The sequence below is a fragment of the Methylomonas sp. genome (assembly GCF_023228165.1).
Lineage (GTDB): Bacteria > Pseudomonadota > Gammaproteobacteria > Methylococcales > Methylomonadaceae > Methylomonas.
On record NZ_JALOBS010000010.1, the window covers coordinates 1 to 17,443 of the forward strand.

A 17,443-nucleotide genomic window follows, 5' to 3' on the forward strand; every position below is an offset into this window, starting at 1 on the left:
TCTTTGCCGCTGGCTTTGTCGGTAAAGATTCGATCAAGCGCCACATCGGCCAACTGGCGTTCAGTGTTTTGTGATGTTGAGCTTACCCGGATGTATCCAACGTTTTGACCTTTCATAATGCCCGCCTATGTGTAAATTAATGTCTTAGATACAGATTAACACTTGTAAAATAATTGTCAAATTAACTTTTATTTACACGGTAGAAAGCGGGTTTGCGGGCATGGTTGGAAGTGTAAAATAATGTATACATTTATTACGCCTGGATGCGGCTAGGGTGGAGAGGGGGCGAAACCTGGTAGAGAATACAATCAGGTTGATTTGTTTAAAATTTAAGCATTCCCGCAATTTGAGACAATTTTGACATCTCAGAATCGGTATCGGCAGATGAGACCGTCGGCCTTACTTGGCCAAAGTATTTTCTTTGCCTAGTTCCATCAATATATTCAACATTATTTTCAATCTCAAAAAATCTGGCCTGGCATATCCTGCTTCCTACGATAAGCTCGACTGGGCTATTTCCATGATTGAACAATTCTAAGGGTATGCATCCACGAAAACCAGGTTGTACCATTGTATTCAAGGGGATGCCCAGCCTTGTATAACTACTTCTTGAAAGAATATCGGCATAAACATTAGAAGGTAAAGAAACATATTCTAATGTTGTGCATAGAACTACTTGATGAGGGTAGAGGACGAATTTTTCACCTAAATCCCTACGTGTTTCTTGAAAGTATGACCCTATTGCTCGGTGATTTGGAATGTCTGGATTTATACTTGTTCCTATCGATGGTTTCCTTGTGAGAATTGAAACAAAGAAATCATAGCCAAGCCGCAAATCGATAGTAACAGAGCCAATTTGCGAGATATCTAGCAATGGGTCGATAAATAAACTATCAGGCGAATCAGAGTTAAGCAATTCACACAATCTATCTTTATCAAGAAGGTTCAATATGCCTCCATCTATCGGTAATCATAGAATTTCTAATAGATTTCTCGACTAGATCATTTATAGCTCGTTTAGTAGTAACTTCGCCTGCTTCACTCCATAGACTTATCGGATTAATTTCTAGGGATTTAAGATAGTCTGCACCAGCCTCGAAGATCCCATGAAGTTCTGCATTGTTTTTAATTGCGTAAGGACGGGCATTATTAAAAGAATCGAATACATTTGGCGCAGAGTAAAACACTTTTAGTTGTTGTAGCCCCTGGCTTAAAAGTATCGATTGGAACAGATTGATAATGTCAGAGTTGTTTCCAGAAAGGAACGTATCTATCAAAGAAAGTCTATCACTTGTAGCTGGATGCGTTACAGTCGGGGGGGTTGTTTTTGGCAAATTCAGCTAAAAAATCCCTAATCGCTTTTCCTGCATAGCTTGCCGCAAAAAGATCAGCAAAATATTCTCTTCGATGATGAATTGCTATTTGATTTACTAAGTCAGGACTTAAACCGCTAAAGTTGATACTTGGCAATGGAAGCATCGCACTAGGCACCAATAATAATGACTGGTTCACTATGCCTTGATGGATATCTATAAAGTGCCCAAGTTCATGGTAAAGCGCTACATTTAATAATGGTCGATGTTGATAAAGCTTTGGAAAGGCTATTTGTACCAGTTCGCTCTCAAATTTAATACCAGTATACGACTCAGCCAGAATGTAAAATTGTGGCCATACCCCCTCAAAATAAAAACTGTAATTCTTTTCTTGTGTGAGAGCTGTAGTTATTAGGGCTTTTTTATGCGTCCAATCTTCAAGGGCAAGCTTTAAACAATGCGCAATTTCATATGGTATTTTTTTGGAAGTGCTGCCTGATAGAAATTTAGACGCAGTCCAAATTTGATTCGTCATAGAATCTGCAACATCTAGTGGTATCGCAGAGAAGTTTGATATGAGGTTATCAGTTACTGACCTAATCTGCCCGAGGTAGACATTTAACTCGTGACTAAAATAGGGGGTTTCAGCTATTTTGGCTAATTGATTGCCTAATAGCTGAAGATTTGTTTTAGTAAGCAGAATAATGCCTCATTTTTTCAAGTACTTTATTAGCGATTACAGTACTAATGCTTTCAAAGGTAGTAATTTCGTCAACGGCGGCTGTTAGTTCGGGATTTGAGCTCATTTCTAAAGCTAATGCTATAGATTCAGAGCTTGTTTGTGCCGATACGTGATGAGGGTTTTCATGCAATGCTTTAGCTTCAGTAATAACTGTAACAAGGTGGGATTTTAAGCCTTCCGGCACATTCTGTGATGGATTTGCAGCCAAAGAAAAAATGAGCCGAACTAGACCAAGAGATGTATCACTAGTGGGAGTTGCTGCAATCATTGGCGTCACCTATTATGTTAATTATTTGTAACTTACTATGGTTGCTTTTATATTTTTAGAGCAAGCTGCAAGGTATTTTTAGCATTAAGTACTTAAATACTATAAAAACTATTTTAGCCTAAGTACTAAGATTCTTAATCGACTTAGGCTAATCAACTCTGCATGTAGCAACACTAGCTATACAGATCATTCTGGGGCCACCAGTAAAACCTTAACGCCCAATAAGTTTGAATCATCCAGGAACTAGCAATCAAAATCAAGAACTCCAGTAACAAATTTTGTTATTGGAAAGGTATTTTTTTGTTTTTTAATGGATCATCAGTGGATCATTTTAAATAGCGATAGATCTGAAAATATTTTAACTCATTGATTTAAATGGTGCCGGCAATAGGAATCGAACCTACGACCTTCGCGTTACGAGTGCGCTGCTCTACCTGCTGAGCTATGCCGGCTTTGTGATTTATTTGTAAATAGCTTTGGGATCCTTCAAGACGGGTTCCTTGGTTTGCCATTCCCCGTCGGTCAGACTGCGGTAAAAGCAGCTTTCCCGGCCAGTATGGCAGGCGATGCCGCCTTCCTGCGCTATTTTAATCAAGATCACGTCCGCATCGCAATCAAGTTGTATGTCGATGACTTTTTGCCGGTGGCCGGATTCCTCGCCCTTACGCCATAAACGTTGGCGGGAGCGAGACCAGTAGGTGGCGTAGCCTTCGCTGACGGTTAGCGCCAGCGACTCGCGATTCATCCAGGCAAACATCACTACCCGGCCAGTGTCGTGCTGTTGGGCGATGACCGGCACCAAACCGTCTTCCGACCATTGGATTTCATTCAGCCAGGTGTCGCTCACAGGCGTACCTCTATGCCGCGTGATTGCATGTGGCGCTTGGCTTGTTCGATGGTGTATTCGCCAAAATGGAAAATACTGGCGGCCAGTACGGCGTCGGCCTTGCCTTCGATGATGCCGTCGGCTAGATGATCCAGATTGCCGACGCCGCCGGAGGCGATCACCGGAATGCTGACCGCTTCGCTAATGGCGCGGGTCAGTAGCAGGTCGAAGCCGGATTTGGTGCCGTCTCTGTCCATGCTGGTCAGTAGAATTTCGCCGGCGCCGAAGTCTTTCATTTTAACCGCCCATTCCACGGCATTGATGCCGGTGGGTTTTCGGCCGCCATGGGTAAAAATTTCCCAACGATTTTCCTCGCCCGACTGACTGACTTTCTTAGCGTCTATGGCGACCACTATGCATTGCGAGCCGAATTTTTCCGCTGCCTGATTGACGAATTCCGGATTGAATACGGCCGCGCTGTTGATGCCGACCTTGTCTGCGCCGGCGTTCAGCATGCGGCGAATATCCTCCAGGGTCCGAATGCCGCCACCGACCGTCAGCGGAATAAATACTTCGCTGGCGACTTGTTCGACCACATGCACGATGGTATCGCGGTTGTCGTGGGTGGCGGTGATGTCTAAAAAGGTGATTTCATCCGCGCCTTCCAGGTCGTAGCGGCGGGCGATTTCCACCGGATCGCCGGCATCGCGGATGTCGACGAATTGCACGCCTTTTACCACGCGGCCGTTATCGACATCCAGGCAGGGAATAATACGTTTGGCAAGACTCATGAGTTACGCTTGATTATGTGTTTGGGCCGGCTAAAATCAGACGCCCGGATCGGCATAGGATTCGGCGAGTTTTTCCGCTTCGGCAAAATCCAGTGTACCTTCGTAAATGGCGCGGCCGGTAATGGCGCCCATGATGCCTTCGTGAGCGACTTCGCCCAGTGCGCGAATATCGTCGATATTGGTGATGCCGCCGGAAGCGATAACCGGGATGGTGATTTCGCGCGCCAGTTTGGCTGTGGCCTCGACATTGACGCCCTGCATCATGCCGTCACGGGAGATGTCGGTGTATATGATGGCCGATACGCCCTGGGCTTCAAATTTTTTGGCCAGATCGATGACATCGTGACGGGACAGTTTGGACCAGCCGTCGATGGCCACTTTGCCGTCTTTGGCATCCAGGCCGACGATGATATGTCCGGGGAATTCAATAGCGACATCGCGCACGAAATGGGGCTCGCTGACGGCTTTGGTGCCGATGATAACGTATTCGACGCCGGCTTCCAGATAGGCTTGAATGGTGTCTTCATCGCGGATGCCGCCGCCGATTTGTACGGGTACATCGGGATAAGCCTGCACGATGGCATGAATGATGTCCGCATTTCTGGGTTTGCCGGCAAACGCGCCGTCCAGATCGACTAAGTGCAGGCGGCGGGCACCCGCTTCCACCCATCGACCGGCCACGGCAACGGGGTCGTCGGAAAATACCGTATTATCGTCCATCCGGCCTTGGCGCAAGCGAACACATTTCCCTTCTTTTAAATCAATTGCAGGTATCAGCAACATAGTTCAATCTCAACGGTTAAATCACTTTATCGAAAGGTTAAAAAAGCCGATGTGCGGCAGTCGGTTTTAAGAGGTGCCGTCCCAGCACAAAAAATTTTGTAATAACTGCAAGCCTACAGCCTGACTTTTTTCCGGGTGAAATTGCACGGCAAACACATTATCCCGGGCCAATGCGCAGGTGAAAGGCCTTGGGTAATCAGTGCTGGCTATGCTGTCTTGTTCATGGTCGGGGTTGGCGTAATAGCTGTGCACGAAATAAAAACGGCTGTCCTGAGCAATGTTCCGCCATAAAGGGTGCGGCTTTTGTTTGACTCGGTTCCAGCCCATATGCGGAATTTTCAGCGGTTGCCCTTGCTCATCGCATAAGTGGTCGGCAAAACGCCGCACGTGGCCGGGAAACAGATTTAGACAATTGATGCCGCCGTTTTCTTCGCTGTCGCTCAATAGTGCCTGCATGCCCAGGCAAATACCTAAAAAGGGCTTGTGTTGCGCTACCTGCTGAATCACCTCGACCAGATGTAAGTCATGCAGCGCCTGCATGCAATCGCGCATGGCGCCTACGCCGGGGAAAACCACCCGGTCGGCATTCCGAATTACGTTTGCATCGGCACTGATTTGCACATGGGTTTGCGGGTCGGCATGTTGAAGTGCTTTGGCAATAGAGTGCAGATTACCCATTCCGTAATCAATAACGGCAACTGATGACATAAAAACCAGAAAATTAAGAAGGAAAACAGCTCAAGCGGATTATAGACTACCTTTGGTTGATGGCATGATGCCAGCCATTCGCGGGTCCGGACTAATGGCCATGCGCACGGCGCGGCCAAAAGCCTTGAAAACGGTTTCGGCGATATGGTGGGCATTACCGCCTTTCAGGTTGTCGATATGCAAGGTCACCCCGGCATGATTGACAAAGCCCTGAAAAAATTCCTTGAATAAGTCGACATCGAAACTGCCTATCAAGGCGCGTTTGAATTCGACTTCGTAAAACAAACCAGGCCGGCCGGAAAAATCCACCACTACCCGCGACAAGGATTCGTCGAGCGGACAATAAGCATGACCGTAGCGGTAAATGCCTTTCTTATCACCCAAAGCCTTGGCAAAAGCTTGGCCCAGGGTAATGCCGATGTCTTCCACGCTGTGATGAGCGTCGATATGCAGGTCGCCATTCGATTCAATGTCCATATCGATTAGGCCATGCCGGGCAATTTGATCCAACATGTGGTCAAGAAAAGGCAGCCCGGTTCGAAAAGAAGCGGTGCCATTGCCGTCGAGATTGACGGCAATTTTAATCTGCGTTTCGAGCGTGTTACGTTCGACCTGTGCGGTACGTGGGTTCATGCTGGCTGTGAATGGGTTATTTCGGCGCTAGTTTACGTGATTGTGACCACTACGCCAAACTCTTGCTGGCAATTTCGTAAACATCCTTGGAAAGCGGTTCCGTGGCGGCGATGCGATGCAGCTGTTGCTTCATCAATTCCTGCCGTTTGCTGTCGTGGCGGCGCCACTGTGCCAAGCCGGTGACCATGCGGGAAGCGATTTGCGGATTCAAGGTGTTCAGCGCCAAAACCTGGTCGGCCAGGAAGCGATAGCCTTCGCCGTTTATGGCGTGGAAATGCAGCGGATTGGCTTGGCTGAATGCGCCGATCAAGGCCCTCACCCGGTTGGGAGTGTGCATATCGAAGGCGGGGTGTTGCATCAGTCGTTGTACGGTGGCAAAGGTATTAGGCATGTGGCTGGCGGCTTGTAAGGCAAACCATTTGTCGATGACCAAGGCTTCGTTTTGCCATTGCTGGTAAAAGCTGTCCAGACAGGCGGCTTTATCCGGGTGGTGGCTGTTAACGATGGCCGACAAGGCCGCCATTTGATCGGTCATATTGCGGGCTTGTTCGAATTGCGCTTTGGCCAATGCGTAGCTTGGGCCGGATTCCAGTTGGTTGAGATAACTCAGACAGACGTTTTTCAAGCGCCGTCTACCGATGGCGTCGGCACTGAACTGACCGGATTCATCCCGGTGGTGGATGCGGTAAACCCGGTCAAAATCGTCCCGCAGGTCGTGAGCCAAGGTTGTTTTGACGAATTCGCGGGCATGATGGATGGCTTCTACATCGACGATCGGCATTTGCCCGGCCAGATAGCTTTCGTCCGGCAGAGACAGTAACAAGGCTTGATAGGATAAATCGTCGCCTTCCTCGGCCAACAGGGCATGGAAAGCTTTTACTACCAAGGCATTTAGATGCAACGGGCGCTGCTGGTGTAAATCTTCGATCAAATCGAAAATCACTTTTACCGCCAGCTGCTGGCCGGCTTCCCAACGGTTGAAGGTATCGCTGTCATGTTGCAGCAAAAAGGCCAGTTCCTCCAGGCTACGCGGTATGTTTAAGTTCACCGGCGCGGAGAAGCCGCGTAACAGCGAAACCACCGGCGGTTGGGCCAGTTTGTCAAACACAAAGGTTTGCTCGGATTGGATCAGGTTGAGGGTGATCTCCTCATGGCGTTCGCCGTCGAGGACGATGGGCGCCGGCGAGCCGTCCGGGGCTAACAAGCCCAGTTTGACCGGAATGTGCAGCGGGGCCTTTTTCGGCTGGTTGGGTGTGGGTGGGCAGTTTTGTTGAATCGTTAAACGCAGTTGCCGGGCCTCTGCATCGAACTGTTGACTGACTGTCAGTACGGGCGTGCCCGCTTGCGAATACCAGCGGCGGAACTGATTTAACTCTGCGCCGTTAGCTGCTTCCATGGCATTGATAAAGTCTTCGCAGGTGACGGCCTGGCCATCGTGGCGGGCAAAATATAAGTCGCAGCCTTTCCGAAAGCCTGCCGCGCCCAGCAGCGTGTGCAGCATGCGCACCACCTCGGCGCCCTTTTCGTAGACGGTCAGCGTGTAGAAGTTGTTGATTTCGATATAGGCTTCCGGACGTATCGGATGCGCCAATGGCCCGGCGTCTTCGGCAAACTGGCGGGTTCTCAAGGCGTTGACGTCTTCGATTCGCTTGACGGCCGCCGAGGTGCGGTCGCCGGTAAATTGTTGGTCGCGAAACACCGTAAAGCCTTCTTTCAAACTCAATTGAAACCAGTCGCGGCAGGTCACGCGATTGCCTGACCAATTGTGGAAGTACTCATGTCCGATCACGCCTTCGATATGCTCGTAATCGCTGTCCGTGGCGGTGTCGGGACGAGCCAGTACGAATTTGGTGTTGAACACGTTCAGGCCTTTGTTTTCCATGGCGCCCATATTGAAATGGTCGACGGCGACGATCATGTACAAATCCAGGTCGTATTCCCGCCCATAGGTTTCTTCGTCCCAGCGCATGGCATTTTTCAACGACTGCATGGCGTGCGCGCATTTGTCGACGTTGTGCGGTTCGACGAAGATCTCCAAGGCAATGTGGCGACCGCTCATGGTGGTAAAGCCGTCCGCCACGCAATCCAGTTGCCCGGCCACCAAGGCAAACAGGTAACAAGGCTTGGCGAAAGGATCTTCCCAGCTGACCCAATGCCGATTGTGGTCCAGTTCGCCCTGGCCGATCTTGTTGCCGTTGGACAGTAACACAGGATATTGGCTTTTATCGGCTGTAAGCGTGGTTTTAAAGCGGCTCATTACGTCCGGTCTGTCCAGAAACCAGGTGATTTTTCGAAACCCCTGCGCCTCGCATTGGGTGCACAACATGCTGCTGGACAGGTACAGGCCTTCCAAAGCGGTGTTGGCTTTGGGGTTGATGCGGTTTTCTATGCTAATGACGAAGCTTTTATCCTGCGGAACCTGGTGGATAGTCATTGCTTCCGGCGTAATCACAAAATCCTCAGTCGCAAGCTGATTGCCGTCGATGCCAATACTCACCAGCTCCAGTTCTTCACCCATCAGCGTAAGAGACACTGCTTGATCGGCGCTTTGCGGATTGCGGCGCATGCACAAACGGGATTTAACCAGGGTATGCCGGTCATCCAAATCGAAATTTAATTCGACACTGTCGATCAGGTATTCGGGGGGGGTGTAATCTTTGAGGAAAACAGTTTGGGGAGTGGCGTCGCGCATGATTTATCGCTCGTTTTGAGGGGCAGGTTTAGGTTTGTAGGATATCAGCCAATAGGTCAGTCCCAGCGCGACGATTACCGCAGCCATGGCGATAACATAGGGCCAGTCCAAATCCTTGAAATCCAGCATAATGACTTTTCGTGCTACCGCCATCAAGGCCGTGGCGATCACCAGTTTAATCGGTAAAGCATCGTATTTGATGTAGACGGTGATATTGATAAAAATTTCGATGGCAATCAATACCGACAGGAAAGAGCCGAAGACTGCCAAAATATCCGTAACGGTCAGCAGCATGAAGGGCGCTGCCATAAGCCGCTGGTAAATGACGTAAAACACATCGGCCACGCCCCATAAAATCACCAGGGTCATGAGCACGGCCATCACCTTCACCGCGAAATGAATCACGACATGCAGTGCATTGATAAGGCCATCTTCAGCGACAGGCGGCAATTTTTCCTCGACATTATCCATGTCGCGTAAGTTGCGGCTGGAAGATGGGCGAGGCGGTGTTGTCGGGCGAATTGGGGGTTTATCCATGAGTTGAGTTCCGCTGATGTAGAAACGCGGCATAGGCCAGCAGGCCCCATGCCAGCAAAAAAGCCAAGCCGCCCAGCGGGGTGATCATACCCAGCCAGCCAATGTTCAGTATCGCCAGTAAATATAAGCTGCCGGAAAATAATACTATGCCCGTCACCAAGGCCCAGCCGGCCCAGGTCAGGAATTTTTGCCGAGGCAGTGTCGCTATCAAGGCCAGTAGCAGCGCATGCCACATTTGGTAGCTTACCGCAGTTTTGTAGATGTCCAGGTAATGTTCCGACAGCACATTTTTCAAGCCATGCGCGCCAAAAGCGCCCATTGCCACTCCCAAAAAGCCGGCTACCGCGGCAAATATCATGAAACGTGCTTGCATTATTTCTCCAGTAGACGCGGCATCAATTGCACCAGATTACAGGGACGGGTGCGGAAATCCAGTTGATCCTTGATCAGGTTTTCCCAAGCGGTACGGCAGGCCCCGGAGGAGCCCGGCAGGCAAAAGATGTATGTACCGTTGGCCACGCCGGCCAAGGCGCGGGATTGCACGGTGGAGCTCTTAATATCTTGATAAGAGATCATTCGAAATACCTCGCCGAACCCGTCCAGTACTTTGTCCAGTAATGGCGTAATGGCTTCCGGGGTGCCGTCTCGACCGGTGACGCCGGTGCCGCCGGTGCTAATGACGGCATGAACCGCCGGGTCGGCAATCCATTGGCTGACAATGGCCCGAATCCGATAGATATCGTCGGGTACTATTTTTTTGTCGTGTAGCTGATGACCGGCTTCGCTCAGGCCGTTGACCAAGGCCAAGCCGGAGGAGTCGTTTGCCTCGGTACGGCTGTCCGATACGGTCAACACGGCCAGATTTAAAGGCAAAAATTCTCGAGCTTCACTCATTGGCGTCTCCTGAAAATGGTCTTGCATTCTAAGTAACAGCTCGGCGGCAGGCAAGCGGCGATTCAAGATCATGCCCTTGAATGATTTTGAGCGGGGTAAACCGCTACTTAAATGAGTGATTGGCCTGCAAGTTATTTCCAAAATGGCAGAGTGATTTTCGTGTAGGTCATATTCATGTCATTGCGTCAAATGCCTTGCTGCAGAGTTTACCGGCGCGGGATATGACGCAATTATTTCATAGGCAGGCGATTATCGGTCGTGATTTGTACTTTAGTGCAGTGTTTGGCGTAGATAAAAGCTGTTAATATGCGCGACTATGCGTGAAATGCCATAAAGGTTGTCTTAATTTTGTTTCAAAATACTTATATTTTTGTCATTATTGCGTAATATGCCTCATGTATAAGTCATATCGCATTTTTACTGCGTTATATGACGCAATTATTTCACAGACAAATTCATTCAGGGAGAAAACGAATGAGAGCAAGCGTTTATAGCTTTATAGCTGTCGGCATATTGGGTTTTTCCAATCTGGCTTCCGCCAGCATTTGGGAGCCTACAGCCAATGTAGTCAATTTTTTTAGTTTTCCGGCTTTTGCGGCCGGTCCGGTTGCCTGGTCGCCAACCAGTACCCTGGGGATTTTTGAAGATACCGAAACGGCTTTCACGACGACACCCATTGCCCAATTCAGCAGTGGCGCGAATATCGCGTTTAGCCAAATTCAAGGCAGTCAGGACTGGTCTATCAGAGTGGATTCTCTGGTAAACGGAGCGACCGTTTCTTCTACCGGCACTCTGGCGGATTCCAGTCGCTTTCAAGTTGCCTGGCTTTCCAGCGAGGGCACTGCTAGCGAAAAATGGGTGGTGCAAACCGGTAGCACCTCAAATCCCTGGACGCCGAATTTTTGGCAATTGCTTTTTACAGACACTTCATTGGTCAGCAATAACGTTTCTATCGCCTATGCGACTAACATAAAGCCTTACCAGGCCGGTCCCGTTAGTAATACGCCTGTGCCCTTACCGCCCGCTGCGCTGAGCTTTTTAACCGGCATCGTCGGTTTTTTAACCTTACGTAAACGCCGCACTGCTTAAGGGTAAATCCTCCGTTTAGATTCCACTCCTATTTTTCAAACGATGCTCGGTCGGATGGAGAAGGGTGGGATCAAGCTACGGAGGCTTTGTTTTTTGAAGAGAACATTTTGAGTCTCATGCTGAAGTGAGGCGTTGAGCGGCTATTTCGGCTATTCCATTGCAAAGAACCGCTTAACTAAAGCATTAACTTTTCCATAAAATGCGCTCTGGCTTGAGTCGGTTGTAGGCTGAGGCCGGCATTTTCAGCCAGTTGATGGAAATTTTCAGATCGTTCGGACATAAACGATGCGGCCAGCATCAATTCCAGTTCGACTTGCGGCACCTGGCGCATGAAACGGCGCACTAGCTCCGAATCCACGCCGTCACCGCCAAACTCGCCCAAGGCCAAAGAACGGGAAAAACCGTAGAACTGCCGGATACGGTTTTCGCACAGTTGGGCATGGCGGGCCCGGTTGGCGGGGTTTTGCAAAGACTCGGCGATTGCCAATGCGGTGATGGAGGCGTTGTAAAAGGCGTTCAGCACACCGTGGGAATAAATAGGGTCTACAAACGAGGCGGCGTCACCGATACAGTAAAAGTTTTCTCCGCATAATTTACTGGAGTAGTAGGAATAGTCCGGCCGTTGGCTAAACGAGTTTTCCAGGTATTCGGCCTCATCCAGCAGCAGGTCCAAATAAGGGGCTGATTTCAAAGTGTGCAGAAAATAGCGTTCGCGTTGGGTTTTATCCATGGCGCGAGCTCTGTCGGTGTTGATAACCAGGCCGACGCTACTGACCTGGCGCATGGCAATATGCCAGATCCAGCCTTCTTCAAACGAAGTCACGAAGGTGACCGGCCGAATTTTAGTGACGTCACCGGCCGGATAACTGCGGCCATCGGCACCGACATAACGGGAGTTTTTAAAATGCCCCCACAAAGACAAAAAGCGCATGCGAGAATCGATTAACCGTTTGGATTTGAATTGTCCGGCCAGTACGGCAGACGAACCGCTGGCATCGATCACAAACCGGCAGCGAATCGCACCTTCGAACGTATCGCCGCCGCGCTTATCCAGATAGCTGACTTCCGGCAGCTGCAATTCCAGTTTGGCATCCCGCACGGCTACCTGTTGAAACACCTTCGCACCTTGATTTTCGGCATGTTTCAGCAATATCTCATCGAAAATATCGCGTTCTACGTGCAGAGCGGGGCGGGTGAAGCCGAATTCGGCAAAGGCAATCCGGTGGATTTTGCCGTTCCAGACCGTAATGCCGCCGGCCTTGGCGACAAAGCCTTGTTGTTCCATCAGTGGCGCGGCGCCGGTCAGCTCGGCATATTTCCATACGTGGGGGATCAAACTTTCCCCCACTTGCGGTCGCGGGTGCCGGGCTTTTTCCAGTAGCACCACATCGACGCCTTGTCTGGCCAGCAAGGCCGCCACGCTGGAACCGGCGGGCCCGCCACCGATGACCACTACATCGCAGCGTTGCGGAATACCGTTATTAATCGACAATATTGTCCACCTTGTCATTTTTGAAATGCACGATAAAACGGTTGAAACGATTCGACCAGTAGGTCCAGTCGTTGCTGTTCAAAGAAGGGGTTTCGTTTTGCGGCGGGTAACCGATGGCCGCCAAAACCGCTTTGCGGCTCATGCCTTTTTTGACTTGTCCGGCCAGAATGGCGTCCTTTTCAGTCGCGGAAAACTGACTCAAATCGACTTTGTTGGGGCCGGCGATTTTTTTAAAGGCTGTCTGCATGTCGTCTACAGTGTGCTTGGGGACGTTTTCTATGCTCAGCGGCTGGCCGCTTTCCACTAATCTGAGTTCCGCTTGATCGGCGCGGATGGATTGCAGGCTAACGGCGGTATTGATTGGAATCAGTATGCCTTTCCGGTAGTTAGTGGTGCGGAAATTGTTCTTTTCCTGAAACAAGCTGAACTGGGTGTAATACACCTGTCCCGGTTGTACGCCAGGCGCAAGTTGATCCGGTTTCAGTTCTTTTTTGCAACCTGTCAATAAAACGATCAGGCTTAGCAAAGTCAGTAAAAAAGTTTTTCTGTGCATTGGCATATCCTCATGGGCGGGTTATGTAAGTGCTGATGGATCATCCCGATAGCGTTTGGATCGGTACATCGAATAATACACGTAAGAAAATCCCAGGAACAGCGCGATAGATGCCAAGGCTAGTTCCAGGGTTAAGGGAATCAGTAGTAATGAAGACAGGAGTTCCAGCAGAATCAAACTCAACAGGGTGTTAACCACGCCGATTCTGGACATGCGCGAACAGACGTAAACACCCAGCGGAGCGCCCATGACGACGATAGGAATGGCGGCCAGCCAATATTCCGTTACCGGCGGTACAAAGCGCCCCGACCAATAAATCATTGCAAATGCGGACCAGGAGGTCAGCACCATCATGACGATGACAGTCGGTGTTGCGGACTTTTCGCAGAGCCGAAACCATAACACCAAGACCGAAAATACAATGATTTCCAGGCCGCTGCCCAACAAGCCGCTGATGAGGCCGCCCAACATGCCGAAGGCCAGCAAGGTAAGCTTTTCCAGGCTGCCGAAAGCAGGCAGGCTAACATGGCGGTCGCGGTGCGGGTCGCGATTATGCCACCACAGCGCCAACGCAAAGCTGCTCTGAATGACGGTAAACATCATTCTTACCGCGCTGGCGGGTAACTGCTCGGCTATCATGAAGCCGAACCACAGCATGGGTATCGCCCCCAGTACCACCCAAAACACTGCTCGCCATTCCACCCGTATGTGTAATAGCAAAATGGTCAACAAAGCAGAGCCCATTCCTACGCTTTGCGTGACCAGCGAAAATAATTTGGCTTGCGTGGCGGGAATGGCCAGTATTTTGGTGAATACCGGAAAAGCCACCGCGCCGCCGGCTTCGCTGGTGGCGCCGGCAATAAACGAACCGAAGGCCATGGTCAGTGAAATCGGCCAATGTTTGGCCAGGGCCCATAAAGGCGGTGTACCGGGCAGAAAATACCAGCCTAGCCAGGCCAGCGGCGGGATGAGTAGCGTGAGTTTTTTGTTAAGAGGCATCGGCTTTGATCCCAAGTTTGTCCAGAAAGATAGCCGGCGAAGCGTAACTCATTTCGCCGCTGGTGCTATCAACCGCCGCCTGCACGGTATGGCCCTTGGCCAGCACTTCGCCGGATTCGGCATCGGTGATCAGATATCTGATTTTCATGCGGTATTCCCATTCCACCAATTCCGCCGATACCTTGATGCGTTGATCAAATTTTGCCGGACGGACATAGCGTAATTGAATGTCGACGATGGGCCAAATGTAGCCCGTGGCGCGCATGGTCATGTAACCGTAGTCTATGGTGTCCAGCATCGCGCAGCGGGCGATTTCGATGTATTTACAATAATGCCCGTGCCAGGCTATGCCCAGAATGTCGATATCGAAGAAAGGTACGGTCAATTCCACTTCGGCGCGGATCATGGTGAATCATTCTCCAAAGGCTGGTTTTTGCCGCCGGTTTCGGCCGGGGTCTGCCAATACGGATAAAAATTAAACCATTGCAAGGGGGCGATACGGCAATGGATTTCCAGCTGTTCGGCATAACGCCGCGCCAGGGTTTTCAGCATATCCCGGCGTTGCGGTTCGGCGCGAGGAATGCGGATGGATTCGGCAAAAGGTTGCAGATCAATTTTATAACGGCCCTGTGTCGGATAACAAAAAAGTGTAAACACCGGGCAGCGCAGCAGCGAAGCCAGCAAATACGGGCCCTGAGGAAAAGCGGCATTCGCTCCCAGGAATGGAACGGTTATGGTTCGCCCGCCTTGTACGGGTACTCTGTCGCCCACCATCACCAAAAATTCGCCGGCTTCGATTTTTTCCTGTAATTCGATGGCGATGGCCGGATTCAGTTCGGTAACCTGAATCAGTTTGATGGTGGCGCTGCCTTTACCGCCGCCCAGCAGGCGGTTGAATTTTTCGGCATGCCGGGTGTGAACCAGAATATTCAGATGAATGTGGCCGCGCAGATTGGCGATGGCCTGACAAATTTCCAGGTTGCCGATATGGCCGCTGACCAGCATGGCGCCGCGTTTTTGCGCCAGCAGCTCCAGCAGTAACGGCCGGTTGGGAAAGTCAATTTGGCCGGCATCGATATAACCCATCCAGGCGATGATTTTATCCAGCAGGGTTTCACCAAAACCGAGGAAATGTCGGTAACTTTGCCACCAGCCCCCGCCAATGGGTGAATCGGGGAAATATTGGTTCAGACGGCGCAAATAATCCCGCGAGGCCTCGCGTGCGATGCTGCCGGTGAAGAAATAAAAACTCACCACCGGGACTAAAATTAACCGAAATGCCCAACGACCGAAGATCCGGTAAATCCACACCAGGGCCTTGATGCCCCACACCAGACTGGTTTCTTCCAGCGAGGCCCAGTGTTTGGGTGTGTTATCCGCCGTCATGACCAATGTCGCGCCAATAGTTGCGGCAGACGGGGCAACATGCCGAAGAATAGCCGGGCATGGGTCAGGCTGATGCGCAGATTGTCTTCCCAGCCGCGAAAGTGCGAAACGCCGTCTTGCGGATAACCCACTTTGGTGGGCATGGAAACGATGGGCAGGCCCTGCCAATACAGTCGAACCAGAATCTCCACATCGAACGCCATGCGCTCTTCAAGGTCTACGCCGCGAATCAATTGGGCGCAAGCGGCAAGCGGATAAACCCGGTAGCCGCACATGGCATCGCGAATTTGCAGGGATAAGGTGTTGATGATCACCCAAATTTGCGTCAAATACCGGGCGTAATAGCGTAGCTTGGGTATGGAGGCGTCGAAAATCGGTTGGCCCAGCACTAGCGCTTGCGGATTTGCTTGAGCGGCGGTGATAAATTGTTGTAGATCGTTTAGATTGTGCTGACCGTCGGCGTCGATTTGCACGGCATGGGAATAACCCAAGTCATGGGCATGCAGGATGCCGGCCTTGACGGCGGCGCCTTTGCCTCGGTTGGTATCCAGTCGCAGGGTTTGCAGCCAAGGGTATCGCGCGGCCAAGCCGCGTATCACTTCCGCGCAGGCCGGCCGGCTGCCGTCGTCGACCAAAATGCAGGTTAACGGGTCGGCCGCCAAATGCGCCACGATGCCCGGCAACGGCTGCTCGTGATTATAAACCGGGATCAGAATGCAAGGCTTAAACGGAAAGGTCATGGAAGTAGATCCTGCCCGAGCTATATTCGCGGGTTTCGGAGTGGTAACGAAACTCCAATTTACAAGCCCGTGGCGGATAACGCAAACTCAGTTCGAAGTGCTGGTCCGGCAATAGCAGTTCCTTGAACTTCACCGCTTCCATATGGCTAAACACGGCTTGCAAGCCCAAATACCGTTGGGCGTAATGCACGGCCCATTGGATTTGGACTACGCCGGGCACGATAGGCACTTGCTCGAAGTGGCCGGAAAAGTAAGCCAAATTTTGCGGGATGCATAAAGACAGAATAATCCCGTCGGCGGTTTCGCGGCTGCCGATGAACTCGGGATATAGCGCCGGGTTTTGCTCAAGCGGGGCGGAAGGCTTCAATAGCTTGCCTTCACTTTACGGCGCACCAGCATTTCGCCAGCCATTAACAGGCCCATCAAGACATAGGACAGGCAGCCGTTGTACAAGCTCCACAGCCAGGGGTCGCCATACCAGAGGGTGAGCAGGGACAGGCCGGCATTGCAGAAGAAAAACACACTCCAAATCAGGGTGACTTTACGGGTGTAAGCGACGCCTTTGGCGGGTAAATCCGGGTCTTCCAGACGAGCCAGCCGTTCTACTGCGCTGGGTGGATAGACCAGGCTGTAGGCAAAAACCGCAAAAAACGACAGACTCACCAAGACCGGGTAACTGAGTAGCCAGCGGGTTTCGTTCAAAAAGGCAATCGCCAATAAAAAGATCAAGCCGGCCGGCGCCAATATGGCCGCAATGCCGGCCGGTTTCGGGCTGGGGTTTCGGGCCAACAGGCGCAGCAAAAAAACCGCCGCTAAAGCCAGCGCGATTGAGCGGGGTTGAAAATATTCCAGCGAATACCAGACCAGAAACGGGTAGCCGATCGTGACGGCCCAGATAAGACCGCTTAGGCCGATGCGTAACATGGCAATGAGTCCGGTTTCGGTGGGGTTGCTGGTTTGGCGGATAGGCTTAGACGCTCCGGCAGCCGTTTGCGGA

Annotated in this window: 22 protein-coding genes, 1 tRNA gene and 1 pseudogene; 1 reads left to right on the top strand and 23 read right to left on the bottom strand. The window is 50.9% G+C overall.

The features are described 5' to 3' along the window. The 15 genes and pseudogenes from M0R33_RS08930 to moaB form a co-directional block, all read right to left on the bottom strand. Positions 1-116: pseudogene (locus tag M0R33_RS08930) on the bottom strand (recombinase family protein); the annotation flags it as partial. A gap of 206 nt (positions 117-322) precedes the next feature. Continuing rightward, a complete protein-coding gene (gene dcd, locus M0R33_RS08935; RefSeq protein ID WP_292567962.1) occupies positions 323-949 on the bottom strand; it encodes a dCTP deaminase in 627 nt (208 codons plus the stop codon). Next, on the bottom strand, positions 936-1,277 hold the full coding sequence (locus M0R33_RS08940) for a hypothetical protein (protein ID WP_292567964.1): 342 nt from the start codon (positions 1,275-1,277) through the stop codon (positions 936-938). The genes dcd and M0R33_RS08940 overlap by 14 nt, the downstream gene beginning before the upstream one ends. Before the next feature lie 10 nt (positions 1,278-1,287). Further along, positions 1,288-1,848: a hypothetical protein gene (locus M0R33_RS08945; RefSeq protein WP_292567966.1), complete on the bottom strand. Its 561-nt coding sequence runs from the start codon at positions 1,846-1,848 to the stop codon at positions 1,288-1,290. A 154-nt stretch (positions 1,849-2,002) separates the two neighbouring features. Continuing rightward, on the bottom strand, positions 2,003-2,323 hold the full coding sequence (locus tag M0R33_RS08950) for a hypothetical protein (protein WP_292567968.1): 321 nt from the start codon (positions 2,321-2,323) through the stop codon (positions 2,003-2,005). 376 nt (positions 2,324-2,699) lie between these two features. Continuing rightward, positions 2,700-2,775: transfer RNA gene (locus M0R33_RS08955), tRNA-Thr, on the bottom strand. An 8-nt stretch (positions 2,776-2,783) separates the two neighbouring features. After that, positions 2,784-3,170: a phosphoribosyl-AMP cyclohydrolase gene (gene hisI, locus M0R33_RS08960; protein ID WP_292567969.1), complete on the bottom strand. Its 387-nt coding sequence runs from the start codon at positions 3,168-3,170 to the stop codon at positions 2,784-2,786. Continuing rightward, a complete protein-coding gene (gene hisF, locus M0R33_RS08965) occupies positions 3,167-3,940 on the bottom strand; it encodes an imidazole glycerol phosphate synthase subunit HisF (RefSeq protein ID WP_292567971.1) in 774 nt (257 codons plus the stop codon). The genes hisI and hisF overlap by 4 nt, the downstream gene beginning before the upstream one ends. Positions 3,941-3,976: 36 nt before the next feature. Next, a complete protein-coding gene (hisA, locus tag M0R33_RS08970) occupies positions 3,977-4,723 on the bottom strand; it encodes a 1-(5-phosphoribosyl)-5-[(5-phosphoribosylamino)methylideneamino]imidazole-4-carboxamide isomerase (protein WP_292567973.1) in 747 nt (248 codons plus the stop codon). A 66-nt stretch (positions 4,724-4,789) separates the two neighbouring features. Continuing rightward, on the bottom strand, positions 4,790-5,431 hold the full coding sequence (gene hisH, locus M0R33_RS08975; RefSeq protein ID WP_292567975.1) for an imidazole glycerol phosphate synthase subunit HisH: 642 nt from the start codon (positions 5,429-5,431) through the stop codon (positions 4,790-4,792). 39 nt (positions 5,432-5,470) lie between these two features. Further along, the gene (gene hisB / locus M0R33_RS08980; RefSeq protein WP_292567977.1) at positions 5,471-6,064 is read right to left on the bottom strand and encodes an imidazoleglycerol-phosphate dehydratase HisB; all 594 of its coding nucleotides are present in this window, start codon (positions 6,062-6,064) and stop codon (positions 5,471-5,473) included. Positions 6,065-6,113: 49 nt separating this feature from the next. Further along, positions 6,114-8,756 (bottom strand): aminopeptidase N, encoded by a 2,643-nt coding sequence (gene pepN / locus M0R33_RS08985; protein WP_292567978.1) that lies wholly within the window; start codon positions 8,754-8,756, stop codon positions 6,114-6,116. Between the two features lie 3 nt (positions 8,757-8,759). Then, entirely contained in the window at positions 8,760-9,293 is a 534-nt protein-coding gene (locus M0R33_RS08990) for a phosphate-starvation-inducible PsiE family protein (RefSeq protein ID WP_292567980.1), read from the bottom strand. Beyond that, the gene (locus M0R33_RS08995) at positions 9,286-9,666 is read right to left on the bottom strand and encodes a DUF423 domain-containing protein (protein WP_292567982.1); all 381 of its coding nucleotides are present in this window, start codon (positions 9,664-9,666) and stop codon (positions 9,286-9,288) included. The genes M0R33_RS08990 and M0R33_RS08995 overlap by 8 nt, the downstream gene beginning before the upstream one ends. Next, the gene (gene moaB, locus M0R33_RS09000) at positions 9,666-10,187 is read right to left on the bottom strand and encodes a molybdenum cofactor biosynthesis protein B (protein ID WP_292567984.1); all 522 of its coding nucleotides are present in this window, start codon (positions 10,185-10,187) and stop codon (positions 9,666-9,668) included. The genes M0R33_RS08995 and moaB overlap by 1 nt, the downstream gene beginning before the upstream one ends. 474 nt (positions 10,188-10,661) lie before the next feature. On the opposite strand from moaB, the gene M0R33_RS09005 reads away from it, so the two are divergent. Continuing rightward, positions 10,662-11,276: a hypothetical protein gene (locus M0R33_RS09005; RefSeq protein WP_292567986.1), complete on the top strand. Its 615-nt coding sequence runs from the start codon at positions 10,662-10,664 to the stop codon at positions 11,274-11,276. Positions 11,277-11,451: 175 nt separating this feature from the next. On the opposite strand, the gene M0R33_RS09010 is transcribed toward M0R33_RS09005, so the two are convergent. The 8 genes from M0R33_RS09010 to M0R33_RS09045 are packed head-to-tail and all read right to left on the bottom strand — an operon-like array spanning position 11,452 to position 17,370. Next, positions 11,452-12,768 carry an NAD(P)/FAD-dependent oxidoreductase gene (locus M0R33_RS09010; protein ID WP_292567988.1) on the bottom strand — a complete coding sequence of 439 codons (1,317 nt, stop codon included), beginning with the start codon at positions 12,766-12,768 and terminating at the stop codon, positions 11,452-11,454. Then, positions 12,758-13,321, bottom strand: a complete 564-nt coding sequence (locus M0R33_RS09015; RefSeq protein WP_292567990.1) for a hypothetical protein — start codon at positions 13,319-13,321, stop codon at positions 12,758-12,760. The genes M0R33_RS09010 and M0R33_RS09015 overlap by 11 nt, the downstream gene beginning before the upstream one ends. A 21-nt stretch (positions 13,322-13,342) precedes the next feature. Next, complete coding sequence (locus tag M0R33_RS09020) at positions 13,343-14,320, bottom strand: sulfite exporter TauE/SafE family protein (protein ID WP_292567992.1); 978 nt, start codon at positions 14,318-14,320, stop codon at positions 13,343-13,345. Beyond that, complete coding sequence (locus tag M0R33_RS09025) at positions 14,310-14,726, bottom strand: acyl-CoA thioesterase (protein WP_366043452.1); 417 nt, start codon at positions 14,724-14,726, stop codon at positions 14,310-14,312. Before M0R33_RS09025 ends, M0R33_RS09020 begins: the two co-directional genes overlap by 11 nt. Then, a complete protein-coding gene (locus M0R33_RS09030) occupies positions 14,723-15,706 on the bottom strand; it encodes a lipid A biosynthesis acyltransferase (protein ID WP_292567994.1) in 984 nt (327 codons plus the stop codon). The genes M0R33_RS09025 and M0R33_RS09030 overlap by 4 nt, the downstream gene beginning before the upstream one ends. Next, a complete protein-coding gene (locus tag M0R33_RS09035; protein WP_292567996.1) occupies positions 15,703-16,446 on the bottom strand; it encodes a glycosyltransferase family 2 protein in 744 nt (247 codons plus the stop codon). Before M0R33_RS09035 ends, M0R33_RS09030 begins: the two co-directional genes overlap by 4 nt. Then, a complete protein-coding gene (locus tag M0R33_RS09040) occupies positions 16,430-16,813 on the bottom strand; it encodes an AMP-dependent synthetase (RefSeq protein WP_292567998.1) in 384 nt (127 codons plus the stop codon). The genes M0R33_RS09035 and M0R33_RS09040 overlap by 17 nt, the downstream gene beginning before the upstream one ends. Further along, entirely contained in the window at positions 16,810-17,370 is a 561-nt protein-coding gene (locus M0R33_RS09045) for a hypothetical protein (protein ID WP_292568000.1), read from the bottom strand. Before M0R33_RS09045 ends, M0R33_RS09040 begins: the two co-directional genes overlap by 4 nt. Positions 17,371-17,443 lie beyond the last annotated feature (73 nt).

What these genes read in the sequence shown, in the direction of transcription:
- moaB (WP_292567984.1), bottom strand. Translation starts at nt 10,187, where the DNA reads ATGAGTGAAGCTCGAGAATTTTTGCCTTTAAATCTGGCCGTGTTGACC.
- hisF (WP_292567971.1), bottom strand. Translation starts at nt 3,940, where the DNA reads ATGAGTCTTGCCAAACGTATTATTCCCTGCCTGGATGTCGATAACGGC.
- M0R33_RS09020 (WP_292567992.1), bottom strand. Translation starts at nt 14,320, where the DNA reads ATGCCTCTTAACAAAAAACTCACGCTACTCATCCCGCCGCTGGCCTGG.
- M0R33_RS09045 (WP_292568000.1), bottom strand. Translation starts at nt 17,370, where the DNA reads ATGTTACGCATCGGCCTAAGCGGTCTTATCTGGGCCGTCACGATCGGC.
- M0R33_RS08990 (WP_292567980.1), bottom strand. Translation starts at nt 9,293, where the DNA reads ATGGATAAACCCCCAATTCGCCCGACAACACCGCCTCGCCCATCTTCC.
- hisB (WP_292567977.1), bottom strand. Translation starts at nt 6,064, where the DNA reads ATGAACCCACGTACCGCACAGGTCGAACGTAACACGCTCGAAACGCAG.
- M0R33_RS09015 (WP_292567990.1), bottom strand. Translation starts at nt 13,321, where the DNA reads ATGCACAGAAAAACTTTTTTACTGACTTTGCTAAGCCTGATCGTTTTA.
- M0R33_RS08950 (WP_292567968.1), bottom strand. Translation starts at nt 2,323, where the DNA reads ATGATTGCAGCAACTCCCACTAGTGATACATCTCTTGGTCTAGTTCGG.
- M0R33_RS09035 (WP_292567996.1), bottom strand. Translation starts at nt 16,446, where the DNA reads ATGACCTTTCCGTTTAAGCCTTGCATTCTGATCCCGGTTTATAATCAC.
- hisH (WP_292567975.1), bottom strand. Translation starts at nt 5,431, where the DNA reads ATGTCATCAGTTGCCGTTATTGATTACGGAATGGGTAATCTGCACTCT.
- pepN (WP_292567978.1), bottom strand. Translation starts at nt 8,756, where the DNA reads ATGCGCGACGCCACTCCCCAAACTGTTTTCCTCAAAGATTACACCCCC.
- M0R33_RS09025 (WP_366043452.1), bottom strand. Translation starts at nt 14,726, where the DNA reads ATGATCCGCGCCGAAGTGGAATTGACCGTACCTTTCTTCGATATCGAC.
- M0R33_RS09030 (WP_292567994.1), bottom strand. Translation starts at nt 15,706, where the DNA reads ATGACGGCGGATAACACACCCAAACACTGGGCCTCGCTGGAAGAAACC.
- M0R33_RS08945 (WP_292567966.1), bottom strand. Translation starts at nt 1,848, where the DNA reads ATGACGAATCAAATTTGGACTGCGTCTAAATTTCTATCAGGCAGCACT.
- M0R33_RS09005 (WP_292567986.1), top strand. Translation starts at nt 10,662, where the DNA reads ATGAGAGCAAGCGTTTATAGCTTTATAGCTGTCGGCATATTGGGTTTT.
- M0R33_RS08995 (WP_292567982.1), bottom strand. Translation starts at nt 9,666, where the DNA reads ATGCAAGCACGTTTCATGATATTTGCCGCGGTAGCCGGCTTTTTGGGA.
- hisA (WP_292567973.1), bottom strand. Translation starts at nt 4,723, where the DNA reads ATGTTGCTGATACCTGCAATTGATTTAAAAGAAGGGAAATGTGTTCGC.